Genomic DNA, 12,831 nt, shown 5'->3' on the forward strand with positions numbered 1-12,831 from the left:
AGGTTGATCGCCCGCGGCCATCTGCCTAGAGGCATGGCCAACAATCCACCCCGCAATTACGGAAAGCAAAACGCATATGGCGAAGATCAAGGTTAAAACCCCGGTCGTCGAGATCGACGGCGACGAGATGACGCGGATCATCTGGGAATGGATTCGCGAGCGTCTTATCAAGCCTTATCTCGACATCGGGCTCGAATATTACGACCTCTCGATCCAGAAACGCGACGAGACCGACGATCAGATCACGATCGATTCGGCCCACGCGATCCAGAAATACGGCGTCGGCGTGAAGTGCGCGACGATCACCCCCGACGAGGCGCGCGTCGAGGAATTCGATCTCAAGAAGATGTGGAAATCGCCCAACGGCACGATCCGCAACATCCTGGGCGGCACGATCTTCCGCGAGCCGATCGTCATCAACAACGTGCCGCGGCTGATCCCGGGCTGGACCAAGCCGATCGTCGTCGGCCGTCACGCGTTCGGCGATCAGTATAAGGCCACCGACTTCCTCGTCCCCGGCCCCGGCAAGCTGACGATGAAGTTCGAGGGCAAGGACGGCAAGGTCATCGAGCATGAGGTGTTCGATTTCGAATCCTCGGGCGTCGCGATGGGGATGTACAATCTCGATCAGTCGATCCGCGATTTCGCCCGCGCCTCGATGAATTACGGCCTCAACCGCAACTGGCCGGTCTATCTGTCGACCAAGAACACCATCCTCAAGGCCTATGATGGCCGCTTCAAGGATCTGTTCCAGGAAGTGTTCGACAGCGAATTCAAGGACAAGTTCGCCGAAGCTGGCATCGAATATCAGCACCGCCTGATCGACGACATGGTCGCCAGCGCGCTCAAATGGCACGGCGAATTCGTGTGGGCGTGCAAGAATTATGACGGCGACGTCCAGTCGGATCAGGTCGCGCAGGGCTTCGGCTCGCTCGGGTTGATGACCTCGGTGCTGATGACCCCGGACGGCAAGACGATCGAGGCCGAGGCGGCGCACGGCACCGTCACGCGCCATTATCGGATGCACGAGCAGGGCAAGGCGACCTCGACCAACCCGATCGCGTCGATCTTCGCGTGGACCGGCGGGCTCAAGTATCGCGGCAAGTTCGACGGCACGCCCGACGTCACCAAATTCGCCGAGACGCTGGAACGCGTCTGCGTCGAAACGGTTGAGAATGGCCATATGACCAAGGATCTTGCGATCCTGATCGGCCCCGACCAGCCGTGGATGACGACCGAGCAGTTCTTCGAGGCGATCCGCTCGAACCTCGAAAGCGCGATGTCGGCGCAAGGGCTCGGCTGACCGGGTCAGGTGACGATCATCCTTACTTTCCGACGGGATGTCTGCAAAACCCACCGTCACCTCCGGACTTGTTCCGGGGTCCAACCTGCCCCAGGCGCTGACGCTTGCGGATGGTTGGATGCCGGAACAAGTCCGGCATGACGGCAGGTGGGAGGAAAAATGGATGATCGCCATGACCGGGCATCGCGTTGATCGAGTATTGCGCTGATGGCGCGCTCCGGCACCGCCCGGCGGCTTGAAGTCCGTCTCGCCCGGATCGCTGATGTCGCCGGCATCATCGATCTGGTCGAGCGGTCTTACGATCGCATGTCGGGCTACAGTCCGGGGCAGGTGCGCGGCCAGATCAACCATTATCCCGAAGGCCAGTTCGTCGCGCTCTACGACGGTCGCGTGGTCGGCTATTGCGCGTCGATGCGGGTGGATGAGGACATCGCCCTCGTCCCCCATGACTGGAAGGGGATCACCGCCAACGGCTTCGGCTCGCGGCACGACCCCACCGGTGCATGGCTCTATGGCTATGAGATGTGCGTCGATCCCAAGGTGCGCGGCGTGCGGATCGGGCAGCGGCTCTATGATGCACGCAAGACCCTTGCCGAACGCCTTGAGCTGAAAGGCATCATCGTCGGTGGGCGGATGCCCGGCTTTCAGCGTAACCGGCGCAAGGTCGATGGACCCGAAGGCTATCTCGACGCGGTGATGACGAGCAAGCTGCGCGATCCCGTGGTCAGCTTCCAGCTTCGCAACGGCTTCGAAATTCGCGGCGTGCTCGAAGCCTATCTGCCCGAGGACAAGCGCTCGGCGGGCAATGCCGCGCTGATGGTGTGGCGCAACCCCTATATCCCCGACGATAGCGACAAGATCTACACCCTCCCGCGCGACGTCGAGAGTGTACGCCTCGCGACGGTCCAGTTGCAGGCGCGCGCGGTAAAGGATTTCGACGATTTCCTCGGCAATGTCGAATATTTCGTCGATGTCGCCGCCGATTACCGCTGCGATTTCGTCGTGTTTCCTGAGCTCTACACGCTGCCGTTGCTATCGTATGAGAGGCGCGACCTGACGCCGATGGAGGCCATCGACGCCTTGACGGCACACACGCCCCGGCTGGTCAAGGAACTCAACCGGATGGCGCTCGAATACAATATCAACATCGTCGGCGGCTCGCACCCGACCCGCACCGACGACGGCGATATCCAGAATGTCGCCTATGTCTGCCTGCGCGACGGCTCGACCCATGCGCGCGAGAAGATCCACCCCACCCCCAACGAACGCTATTGGTGGAACATCAAGGGCGGCGACGAGGTCGATGTCATCCAGACCGATTGCGGGCCGATCGGGATCCTGATCTGCTACGATAGCGAATTTCCCGAACTCGCCCGCCATCTGGTCGATGAAGGCGCCCGCATCCTGTTCACACCGTTCTGCACCGACAGCCGGCAAGGCTATCTGCGCGTGCGTTATTGTTGCCAGGCGCGCGCGATCGAGAACCAGTGCTTCGTCGTCATGTCGGGCAATGTCGGCAATTTGCCCAATGTCGACAATATGGACATCCAATATGCACAGAGCTGCATCCTGACGCCGTGCGATTTCCCCTTCGCGCGTGACGGCATCGCCGCCGAGGCGACCGAGAATGTCGAGACGCTGACGATCAGCGACGTCAACCTGGCCGATCTCACCTGGGCGCGCACCGAGGGCACCGTGCGCAACCTGACCGATCGGCGGTTCGATCTCTACCGCCTCGATTTCGAGCGACGCACGCCCGGCGCGGGCACCACGGTTCAGGGCGCACGCCCGCGCGGACCGCACAGCCCCGGCGGCGGCTGATCCCCTTCCCTACGCTTCGGGCGACCGCACATGCTCGGGCCGGAAACCCAGCCCGATCGCACGCGCGGGCAGGCGCCGCAGCAGCGGCAGCGCCGCCAACAGGCGCAGGAACCACGGCAGGCGATCGACTGTCGCCCCGTCATCGAGCAGCGGCGCGATCACACGGTTCTGGATCATCTCCTGCATCCCCTGCGTGAGGCGGGCCGGCAGCATCCGCCGCGCCTGAACCTTCGCCAGCAGCGGCGCGACGTCCTCACCCCGCGCGATGGGCCCTGCGAGGATGTTGGCGGCGGCCACCGCATCCTGGATCGCGAGGTTGATCCCTACCCCGCCGATCGGCGACATCGCGTGCGCGGCGTCGCCGATGAACAGCAGGCCAGGCTTGTGCCATGTCTCGAGCCGATCGACGCTCACCGTAAGCAGTTTGACGTCATCCCAACTCGCAACCGCGCCGGCTCCCGCCGCCGTCTCGGGGCCGATCGCCGCGACGCGCTGCCGAAAGGCATGGATCCCCTCGGCGCGGATCTGTTCAGCGCGGCCTTTGGGAAACACGAAGGCGCATTGCCAATAATCGCGGCGATCGATCAGCACGAACAGGCGGCCGGCCTCGAACACGCCCATGGTTTGGTTGTCGGGCGCCGCACTTTTGGGCAGGCGGAACCAGAACACGTCCATCGGCGCGCCGATCGTCCGCTGCGGCAACCCCGATTGCGCCCGCAACACCGAAGTGCGGCCGTCAGCGGCGATCACCAGCGGCGCATGGATTTCGTCACCGTTCGCCAGCCTGACCCCGGTGGTGCGCCCCCTGGTCTCGATCGTCGCCACCGCCTCGGCGTGGCGCCGTAGCGCGAAGCCGGGGTATCGCGCGGCCACGTCGGCGACGAAATCGAGGAAATCCCATTGCGGCATCAGCGCGATAAACGGCGCCGCGACGCGCAAATGGCTGAAATCGGCGACCGGGATCGTCTCGCCCGCGATCCGCGCATGGATGAGCGGCAATGTCACATGATCGCGCGCGAGCAGATCGTCGAGCAGCCCGAGGTCATGGAACAACTCCAACGTCGAGGGGTGGATCGTATCGCCGCGAAAGTCGCGGAGGAAATCGTCGTGCTTTTCGAGCACGATCGTCTCGATGCCGGCGCGCGCGAACAGCAGCCCCGCAATCATCCCGGCCGGCCCGCCGCCGACGATGCAGATCTGGCATGAAAATTTATGCATGACCCACTGACAAACGCCCCACCCTCCGGTTAAGTGCAATCATGGCGCTTGGTCTTGAGAATAACGGTTTCAGCGATGCATTGGTGATCCTCGGCGCAGCGGGGCTGGTGATCCCCGCATTCGCGCGCTTCAAGATCAGCCCGGTCATCGGTTTCATCCTCGTCGGCATCCTGGTCGGCCCCGCCGGGCTCGGCTCCTTCGCGGGGCAGGTTCCGTGGCTCTATTACATCACGATTACCGATGCCGAGGCAATCGAGCCGTTCGCCGAATTCGGTATCATCCTGCTGCTGTTCTCGATCGGGCTCGAATTGTCGCTCAAGCGGCTGTGGGCGATGCGCAACCTGGTCTTCGGGCTCGGCGCGGCAGAATTGCTCGGATCGGGGCTGCTGATCGCGCTCGCGCTGGCGATGCTGGGGCAGAATACCCCCGGCGCGATCGGGCTCGGGCTCGCGCTCGCTTTGTCCTCAACCGCGCTGATCCTGCCGATGGCGGGCACCGCTAGCCCGGTCGGGCGCGCCGCCTTTTCGATGCTGCTGTTCGAGGATCTCGCGCTGGTGCCGATCATTTTCGCATTGGGCGCGCTGGCGCCGACCGCGACCGACGCCGGATGGGAAGGTATCGCCGGGGTCGCGCTCTGGGGCGCGGTCACCGTGGTCGCGATGTTCATCGGCGGGCGGCTCGTGTTGCCCAAATTGTTCGCGCAGGCCGCGCGCACCAAGAGCCCCGAATTGTTTCTCGCCGCCTCGCTGCTGGTCGTTATCGCTGCCAGCCTCGCCACCACCGCGGTCGGCCTGTCGCCGATCGTCGGCGCGCTGCTTGCCGGGCTGATCATCGCCGAGACCGAATATGGCGACGAGGTCGAAGTGATGACCGAACCGTTCAAGGGCCTCGCGCTCGGGGTGTTCCTGATCACCGTAGGAATGAGCCTCGACCTGCGGCTCGTCGCCGCCAATTGGGTGGGGCTCGGCGGCGCGGTGCTCGGCGTGGTCGCGATCAAGACCGCGGTGACCTTCGGCCTGCTCCGCTTCACCGGCACGCGGGCAGGCACTGCCGCCGAAGCCGGCGTATTGATGTCGAGCCCGTCGGAAACGACGCTGATCGTGCTCGGCGTGGCAACGCAGGCGCAATTGATCCTGCCGTCCACTGCAGCCTTCTGGCAGACGGTGACCGCGATCGGCCTCACCCTCACCCCGCTGCTTGCGCGCGTCGGCCAGAAGGCGGCACGGCGGCTCGAACGCCGCGTCGGCGCCGAAGAGCCCGAAGCGGCGACCGATCCCGAAGGCCCCGGAACGGTGGTGATCGGGTTCGGCCGCGTCGGCCGGATCGTCACCGACATGCTCGAACGCCATGGCCGCAAATATGTCGCGGTCGAGGCCGATATCGATGCCGCCAGCGCCGCGCGCCGCGCAGGCTATCCGGTGGTTTTCGGCGATGCCGCGCGCGCCGAGCTGATCGATCGGCTCAACCTGGGGCGCGCCGACGCGTTGATCCTGACGATGGATGATCCGGTGCTGTCGGTCCGCCTCACGCGGCGCGTGCGCAATTGGGTGCCGCATCTGCCGATCGTCGCGCGCGCGCGCGATACCGCCCACGCCGCCGAACTCTACCGCGCGGGCGCCACCGATGCCGTCCCCGAAACCGTCGAAAGCTCGCTCCAATTGTCCGAGGCGGTGCTGGTCGAACTCGGGGTGGCAATGGGCCCGGTTATTGCCTCGATCCACGACAAGCGCGACGAACTGCGCCACATCATCAAGGAAGCCGCCAATCTCGATCACGAGCCGAGGATGCGGCTTGCGCGGCTGGCCGAAACCAGCGGCGAGGACCTTTCCGATCTCTGATAGAATGTGGCTGACGGCTTTGGCGCCAGGACTCCGTCTACTGGAACGGATCGAGGATATGGCTCGTTCTGCCGTCAGGACGGCACCGTTCGCCGGTCTTGCCGAGGGTTTGGAGTGTGTTATGAATTTCCACCGCTTTCGTGCGCGCGGCCGCCTTCTTGCCGCGATCGGCACCGGGACGCTGCTGCTCGCCGGCTGCGCAACCCCGACGCCCTATCAGCCCGCCACCGGCCATGGTTACAACCGGACCGGCTTCAGCGACCAGCGGATCGAGGCCGATCGCTATATGGTCAGCTTTTCGGGCAACTCGCTCACCTCGCGCGAGACCGTCGAGCGCTATCTGCTGTTTCGCGCGGCCGAATTGACCGTCCAGCAGGGTTTCGATCACTTCATCCTCGTCGATCGCAACACCGATCGCAAAACGCAGACCTATGTCGATCGCCCCTTCGGCCCCGGCCCTTATGGCTTCTGGGGGCCGTCGTGGCGCTTCTACGGCAGTTGGGGGTGGCGCCGCTGGGACCCGTTCTGGGGCGACCCCTTCTATAATAATTTCGATGTCCGCACCGTCGATCGCTACGAAGCGATGGCCGAGATCGTGATGGGCAAGGGGCCGCCGCCGCGCGACAATGTCCGCAGCTTCGATGCGCGCGACGTGATGAGCAACCTCGGGCCGACGATCAAGGTTCCGAAGTAACGCCCTTGAAGATCGTGTAAAAAATTCGGCCGGTTTCTCCCACATGGAAAGGCCGGCCGAACCTTTTTATCGCTCGCCAGCGCGCCTTACAGCGCGCCGTGGCAATGTTTGTACTTACGCCCCGATCCGCACGGGCACGGCGCGTTGCGGCTGACGCGGCCTTCCCATTGCGCCGGATCGGTGCCCAGCGGCGTATCGGGCGGCGACGGGTGCATCGTCGGCAATTGCGTCGTCACCAGACCCAGCGTGCCGCCGTCGATATCGTTGGTATCGTCGGTGCCGGTGAACGGGTCGAAATGGCTGGTGATGAAATCGGGCAGATCGGGCAGCGGCGGCGGTGGCGCCTGCATCTGGAACTGGGCGTGCGCGATCGTGCGGGTCACATCCTCGCGGATGCTCGCGAGCATCCGTTCGAACAGCGCGAACGCCTCCGACTTATATTCGTTGAGCGGCGTCTTTTGCGCATAAGCGCGCAGATGGACGACCTGCCGCAGCGCATCGAGCGTCGCGAGATGTTCCTTCCAATGCTGGTCGAGATTCTGGAGCAGGATCGATTTCTCGATCTGCGTCCACGTCGCCAGGTCGATCCCGCTCGCCTTTTCGGTGACCGCCGCATCGGCGATATCCCCGATGCGCTGCTCGATCATCTCGACGTCGACCGCGTCTTCCTTGAGCCAGTCGTCGAGCGGCAGCTCGAGGTTGAGCAATTCGGCGAGGCGCGCCTTCATGCCTTCAATATCCCACTGCTCGGGATAGCTGCCCGGCGGGCACGCATCGGCAACGATCGCGTTCACCGTGTCGGCGCGCATATCGTTGATGATCTCGGTGACGTCGTCGGCATCCATGATCTCGGCGCGCTGCTCGTAGATCACGCGGCGCTGATCGTTCATCACGTCATCATATTCGACGACCTGCTTGCGGATGTCGTAATTGCGCGCCTCGACCTTCTTCTGCGCGGTTTCGATCGCCTTGGAGAGCCATTTGGAGCCGATCGCCTCGCCATCCTCGAGGTTCGATCGCATCATCCGCGCAAACAGCGTGTCGGGGCCGAAGATCCGCAGCAGATCGTCGTCGAGACTGAGATAGAAACGGCTGAGCCCCGGATCGCCCTGGCGCCCCGAGCGGCCGCGCAACTGGTTGTCGATGCGGCGGCTTTCGTGGCGCTCGGTGCCGAGCACGAACAGCCCGCCGGCGGCGAGCACTTCGTGTTTCTCGACCTCGATCTCGGCGCGAATACGCTCGATCGCCTTATCGCGCTCGGGGCCTTCCTCCATGTCGCCAAGCTCGGCCTCGACGCGAAATTCAAGGTTGCCGCCAAGCTGAATGTCGGTGCCGCGACCGGCCATGTTGGTAGCGATCGTCACTGCGCTCTTGCGCCCGGCCTGCGCCACGATGTGCGCCTCCATCTCGTGGTGGCGGGCGTTGAGGACGTTGTGCGGCACTTGCTCCTGGTCGAGAAAAGCGGCGAGCATCTCGGATTTCTCGATCGAGACGGTGCCGACCAGTACCGGCTGGCCGCGCTCGGCGTGGAATTTGACCTTCTTGGCGATCGCCGCGAATTTGTCGGCCGTATTCTTGTAGAACTCGTCCTCCTCGTCGACCCGCTGGATCGGGAGGTTGGTCGGGATCGTGACGACGTTCATCTTGTAGATGTCGAAAAATTCGGCCGCCTCGGTCGATGCGGTGCCGGTCATCCCCGAAAGCTTGGGGTACATGCGGAAATAATTCTGGAAGGTGATCGAGGCCATCGTCTGGTTCTCGGGCTCGATCTTGACGCCCTCCTTGGCCTCGACGGCCTGGTGCAACCCGTCCGACCAGCGCCGGCCGTCCATCATCCGGCCGGTGAATTCGTCGATGATGACGACCTTGTCGTCCTTGACGATATAATCGGTGTCGAGCTTGAACATCTTGTTCGCGCGCAGCGACTGGTTGAGGTGGTGGACCACCTGCGTGTTCTCGAAATCGTAGAGATTGGCGCCGACGAGCACCCCTGCGGCTTCGAGCATCCGCTCGGCGCGTTCGGTGCCGTCCTCGGTCAGGACGATCGTCTTCTGCTTCTCGTCCATGTCGTAATCGGCGTCGCCGAGTTGCTTCACCACGGCGTCGACCTTGATATACATCTCGGACTTGTCGTCGGTGGGCCCGGAAATGATCAGCGGCGTGCGCGCCTCGTCGATCAGGATCGAATCGACCTCGTCGACGATCGCGTGGTTGAACGGACGCTGCACCATCGCGCTGCGCTCGTACTTCATATTGTCGCGCAGATAATCGAAACCGAATTCGTTGTTGGTGCCATAGGTGATGTCGGCGGCATAAGCGTCGCGGCGTTGCTGGTCGGTCAGATTGGGGATGATCGTCCCCACCGTCATCCCGAGATAGCGGTAGACCTGCCCCATCCACTCGGCGTCGCGACTGGCCAGATAGTCGTTGACGGTAACGACGTGGACGCCCTTGCCCGGCAACGCGTTGAGATAGGTCGCGAGCGTCGCGACCAGCGTCTTGCCCTCACCGGTGCGCATCTCGGCGATCTCGCCGCGATGGAGCACGATGCCGCCGATCATCTGCACGTCGTAATGGCGCTGGCCGAACACGCGCTTGGCGGCTTCGCGGACGGTGGCGAAGGCCTCGGGCAGCAGATCGTCGAGGCTTTCCCCCGCCTCGAGCCGTTCGCGGAAGCGCGCGGTCTGGTGCTGGAGATCATCCTCGCTCATCGCCGAAATTGTCGGCTCGAAGCCATTGATCTTGTTGACGATCGACCGCAGCGACTTGACGTATCGGTCGTTCGACGAGCCGAAAATGGTTTTGGCAAAGCTGCCGAGCATGGCGGAATCCTGTTCGTTATATTGCGGGGGCCGATGCGCGCGGGGCGCCCTTCAGGCGGCGCGACGGTCGACGGGAAACTATGGGGCGATATGGGGGCGGCGCGAGGACGCGCAACGCCCGGCGTCTATTCGCGCCGGCACTCGGTGGTCACGCGGGCAAAAGCGACCGCGGCGATGACAGGCAGCGCGCTGGCGATCCGGCGCGCATCGGGCACGACATGCGGCACGCCCGGCGCCCGCACCGCGCGGACGACGATGCGCACCGCGACGCGCCCGCTATTGGCCTGGCTCGCCGTAATCGTGGTCGTGCTGCCGAGCGTCACCTGCGCGCGTGCGGGGCTCTGGCCGGAAAGCCCGGTCAGCCCTGCGAGCATCGCGTAGAGGATCAGCAACAGTTCCACGTGTCTCCTGACGGATTGGCGGGCGATCGCCCGGCTAGGCAGGCCATATAATCCGCGACGGCGCCCGTCGACCCTATAATCGTGCGCGTGGGCGGGTTACAGCGGCAGCGGATCGTCGTCGCTCAGCGGCGCGATCTCCAGTTTCCACAGCATCGACGATGTCCATACGCCCGCAATCGCCTTGCCTGCCGCATCGTGCGCCGGGCTGAACCGGCCATTCATGACGACCAGCGCGCAGGTCGTGCTGTCGAGCAGCGCCGTGCCGCTCGATTCGGTGATCGAGCATGAGGTGACACGGCCTTTGGCATCGACATCGACCGCGAACCCCGTGCGCCCCTCCGCACCCGCCGCCTTGGCCGCCGGCGGATAGCTGTCCCCGGCGAACCAGTCGGCGGGGTTGCCGATCGGTGCAGGCGTCGACGCCTCGGGCGCCGATTGGGCGAGCACGGGACTGGCCGTCCCGGCCAGAGCCAGTGCGATCAGCGGTTGCAGAAGGAGCATGCGGTTCATACGCCGTGGTTACTGCCCCGACACGCCGATGTCACGCCTTCACCCTAATCCGAGAGGCGCCAGGTTACGCTTTGGACGATTGAGGGTGGTGGCTTGCCCGTTTCCGGCAACGGTTTGAATTCGGCATGCGTGGTAGCAATGCGACACGTGCCGTCATCGAGCACGCGCGACCCCGAGGAAGCGATGATCGTGCACGATGCCGCATGCCCCGCAGCGTCGATTGTGAGCCGGAAACGAACCGTGCCCTCGATGTTTTCCCGCAACGCCTGGCGCGGATAGCTGTCGGGGCCAAACCAATCGACCGGATTGCCCGACCGAACCGGCGGTATCTTGTCTGGCCACGTATCGACCACCGGCGAGATGGCTGGTCTGTCCAATGTGGCGGCAATGCGCGCCTTGATATCAGCGGTGACGCCCGAAAGCGTGGTCATCGTTCCTGCGCGCTCGGCGATAATGATCCCGATCGAGGCGATCGCCAGCACCAGCGCCACACAGAGCGTGACGACCGCGAACATCAACCGTTGGCCTTGCCCCGTCAGCACGCTAACACCCCTCATCCTCGACCCGTCTACGTGGGAGCCCCGCCCTTGTCATCCGCCCAGTCTCCGCTTGCGCCCACGCACTTCCCGGATCTCCCCGCCATCGCGGGCGTTGATCTTCGTGTGGCGCGGGCGCGGTACAAGACATGGGACCGGTGCGACCTCACCTTCGTGTCGCTCGATCCCGGCACCAGCGTCGCGGGCGTGCTGACGCAGAGCAAATGCCCCTCGCCCGAGGTCGAATGGTGCCGCGCCGCGCTGCCGCTCGGCACCGCGCGCGCGCTGGTCGTCAACGCGGGCAATTCGAACGCCTTCACGGGCAATCGCGGGCGGGCGGCGGTGGAGGCGATCGCGGCGCGCGCCGCCGGACACCTCGGCTGCGCTCCCTCGGACATCTTCGTCGCCTCGACCGGGGTGATCGGCGTGCCGCTGCCGATCGACAAGGCCGAGGCCGGGCTCGACGCCGCGTTCGCCGCCACGCCGTGCGACTGGAACGAGGCGGCGGCGGCGATCATGACCACCGACACCTTCATCAAGACGGCGGTCACGACCGCGATCGTCGATGGCCGCACGGTGACGCTGGTCGGGATCATCAAGGGATCGGGGATGATCGCGCCCGATATGGCGACGATGCTCGGCTTCGTGTTCACCGATGCCGCGGTCGAACCCGCTTTCCTCCAGGCGGCGCTCAACGCCGCCAACCGCACCAGTTTTTCATGCATCACAGTCGATAGCGACACCTCGACCAGCGACACCGTGCTGGCGTTCGCGACCGGCAAGGCTGGCAACGCGCCGCTGACGAACGCCGACGATGCGGGTGCCGACGCGTTTGCCGCCGCGCTGGGCGATCTGTGCCGGCGGCTCGCGCATCTGGTGGTGCGCGACGGCGAAGGCGCGACCAAGTTCGTCACCGTCGAGGTGACGGGCGCCACGTCGGACAAGAGCGCGCACCGTATCGCCCGCAGCATCGCCGAATCGCCGCTGGTCAAGACCGCGATCGCGGGCGAGGACGCCAATTGGGGCCGCGTGGTGATGGCGGTCGGCAAGGCCGGCGAACCCGCCGAGCGCGACCAGCTCGCGATCCGCTTCGGCGATACGCTGGTGGCGGAAAACGGCCTCGCGGTCGAAGGCTATGACGAAGCCCCCGTTGCCGCGCACCTCAAGGGCAAGGAGATCGACATCGGCGTCGATCTCGGCCTCGGCGACGGCCGCGCGACGATGTGGACGTGCGATCTGACGCACGGCTACATCGCGATCAACGCCGATTACCGAAGCTGAAGCAAAACAGCGCCCCGCGGCCGGAGCCGGGGGCGCTGTTTGTAAGATCGGATGTCAGCTTTCGCTGGCTTCGCGTTCGATTTACGCGAGTTCGTTTTCCAGCCACGCCTTGATCCGGCCCTTGGGCTCGGCGCCGACCTTGGTCGCGGCGGGGGCACCGCCCTTGAACAGGATCATCGTCGGAATGCCGCGCACGCCGTAGCGGCCGGGAGCCTCGGGATTGTCGTCGATGTTGAGCTTGGCGATCGTCACCTTCTCGCCGAGTTCTTCCGAAATCTCCTCAAGGCTGGGCCCGATCATCTTGCACGGACCGCACCATTCGGCCCAGAAATCGACCAGCACTGGCCCTTCTGCATTAAGGACGTCGTTTTCGAAGCTCGAATCGGTGATCTGTTTGGTGGCCATGA

Annotated in this window: 11 protein-coding genes; 5 read left to right on the top strand and 6 right to left on the bottom strand. The window is 64.6% G+C overall.

The genetic code is table 11. The features are described from left to right. Positions 1-76 precede the first annotated feature (76 nt). Both NFE57_RS10795 and NFE57_RS10800 read left to right on the top strand, forming a co-directional pair. On the top strand, positions 77-1,303 hold the full coding sequence (locus tag NFE57_RS10795) for an NADP-dependent isocitrate dehydrogenase (RefSeq protein ID WP_252135585.1): 1,227 nt from the start codon (positions 77-79) through the stop codon (positions 1,301-1,303). A gap of 207 nt (positions 1,304-1,510) precedes the next feature. After that, entirely contained in the window at positions 1,511-3,124 is a 1,614-nt protein-coding gene (locus tag NFE57_RS10800; RefSeq protein WP_252135586.1) for a bifunctional GNAT family N-acetyltransferase/carbon-nitrogen hydrolase family protein, read from the top strand. 9 nt (positions 3,125-3,133) lie between these two features. Here NFE57_RS10800 and NFE57_RS10805 read toward each other — a convergent pair whose 3' ends face one another. Next, complete coding sequence (locus NFE57_RS10805; protein ID WP_252135587.1) at positions 3,134-4,342, bottom strand: FAD-dependent oxidoreductase; 1,209 nt, start codon at positions 4,340-4,342, stop codon at positions 3,134-3,136. A 41-nt stretch (positions 4,343-4,383) separates the two neighbouring features. Between NFE57_RS10805 and NFE57_RS10810 the strand changes: the two genes are divergently transcribed. Beyond that, complete coding sequence (locus NFE57_RS10810) at positions 4,384-6,180, top strand: cation:proton antiporter domain-containing protein (protein WP_252135588.1); 1,797 nt, start codon at positions 4,384-4,386, stop codon at positions 6,178-6,180. 121 nt (positions 6,181-6,301) lie between these two features. Continuing rightward, positions 6,302-6,874, top strand: a complete 573-nt coding sequence (locus NFE57_RS10815) for a CC0125/CC1285 family lipoprotein (protein ID WP_252135589.1) — start codon at positions 6,302-6,304, stop codon at positions 6,872-6,874. 86 nt (positions 6,875-6,960) lie between these two features. Here the strand turns inward: NFE57_RS10815 and secA are convergent, their stop codons facing one another. From secA to NFE57_RS10835, 4 genes are all read right to left on the bottom strand, one after another. Next, positions 6,961-9,696, bottom strand: coding sequence for a preprotein translocase subunit SecA (secA, locus tag NFE57_RS10820; RefSeq protein ID WP_252135590.1), 2,736 nt, complete (start codon positions 9,694-9,696; stop codon positions 6,961-6,963). A gap of 125 nt (positions 9,697-9,821) precedes the next feature. After that, positions 9,822-10,097: a hypothetical protein gene (locus NFE57_RS10825; RefSeq protein ID WP_252135591.1), complete on the bottom strand. Its 276-nt coding sequence runs from the start codon at positions 10,095-10,097 to the stop codon at positions 9,822-9,824. Positions 10,098-10,193: 96 nt separating this feature from the next. After that, positions 10,194-10,598, bottom strand: coding sequence for an energy transducer TonB (locus NFE57_RS10830; protein ID WP_252135592.1), 405 nt, complete (start codon positions 10,596-10,598; stop codon positions 10,194-10,196). 53 nt (positions 10,599-10,651) lie between these two features. Beyond that, entirely contained in the window at positions 10,652-11,122 is a 471-nt protein-coding gene (locus NFE57_RS10835) for an energy transducer TonB (RefSeq protein WP_252135593.1), read from the bottom strand. 72 nt (positions 11,123-11,194) lie between these two features. Between NFE57_RS10835 and argJ the strand changes: the two genes are divergently transcribed. Continuing rightward, on the top strand, positions 11,195-12,424 hold the full coding sequence (gene argJ, locus NFE57_RS10840; protein WP_252135594.1) for a bifunctional glutamate N-acetyltransferase/amino-acid acetyltransferase ArgJ: 1,230 nt from the start codon (positions 11,195-11,197) through the stop codon (positions 12,422-12,424). Between the two features lie 81 nt (positions 12,425-12,505). Here the strand turns inward: argJ and trxA are convergent, their stop codons facing one another. After that, positions 12,506-12,829: a thioredoxin TrxA gene (gene trxA / locus NFE57_RS10845; protein ID WP_252135595.1), complete on the bottom strand. Its 324-nt coding sequence runs from the start codon at positions 12,827-12,829 to the stop codon at positions 12,506-12,508. Positions 12,830-12,831: the final 2 nt, after the last annotated feature.

It is taken from the genome of Hephaestia sp. MAHUQ-44, from assembly GCF_023806085.1.
In the GTDB taxonomy this organism is placed as follows: Bacteria; Pseudomonadota; Alphaproteobacteria; order Sphingomonadales; family Sphingomonadaceae; genus Sphingomonas.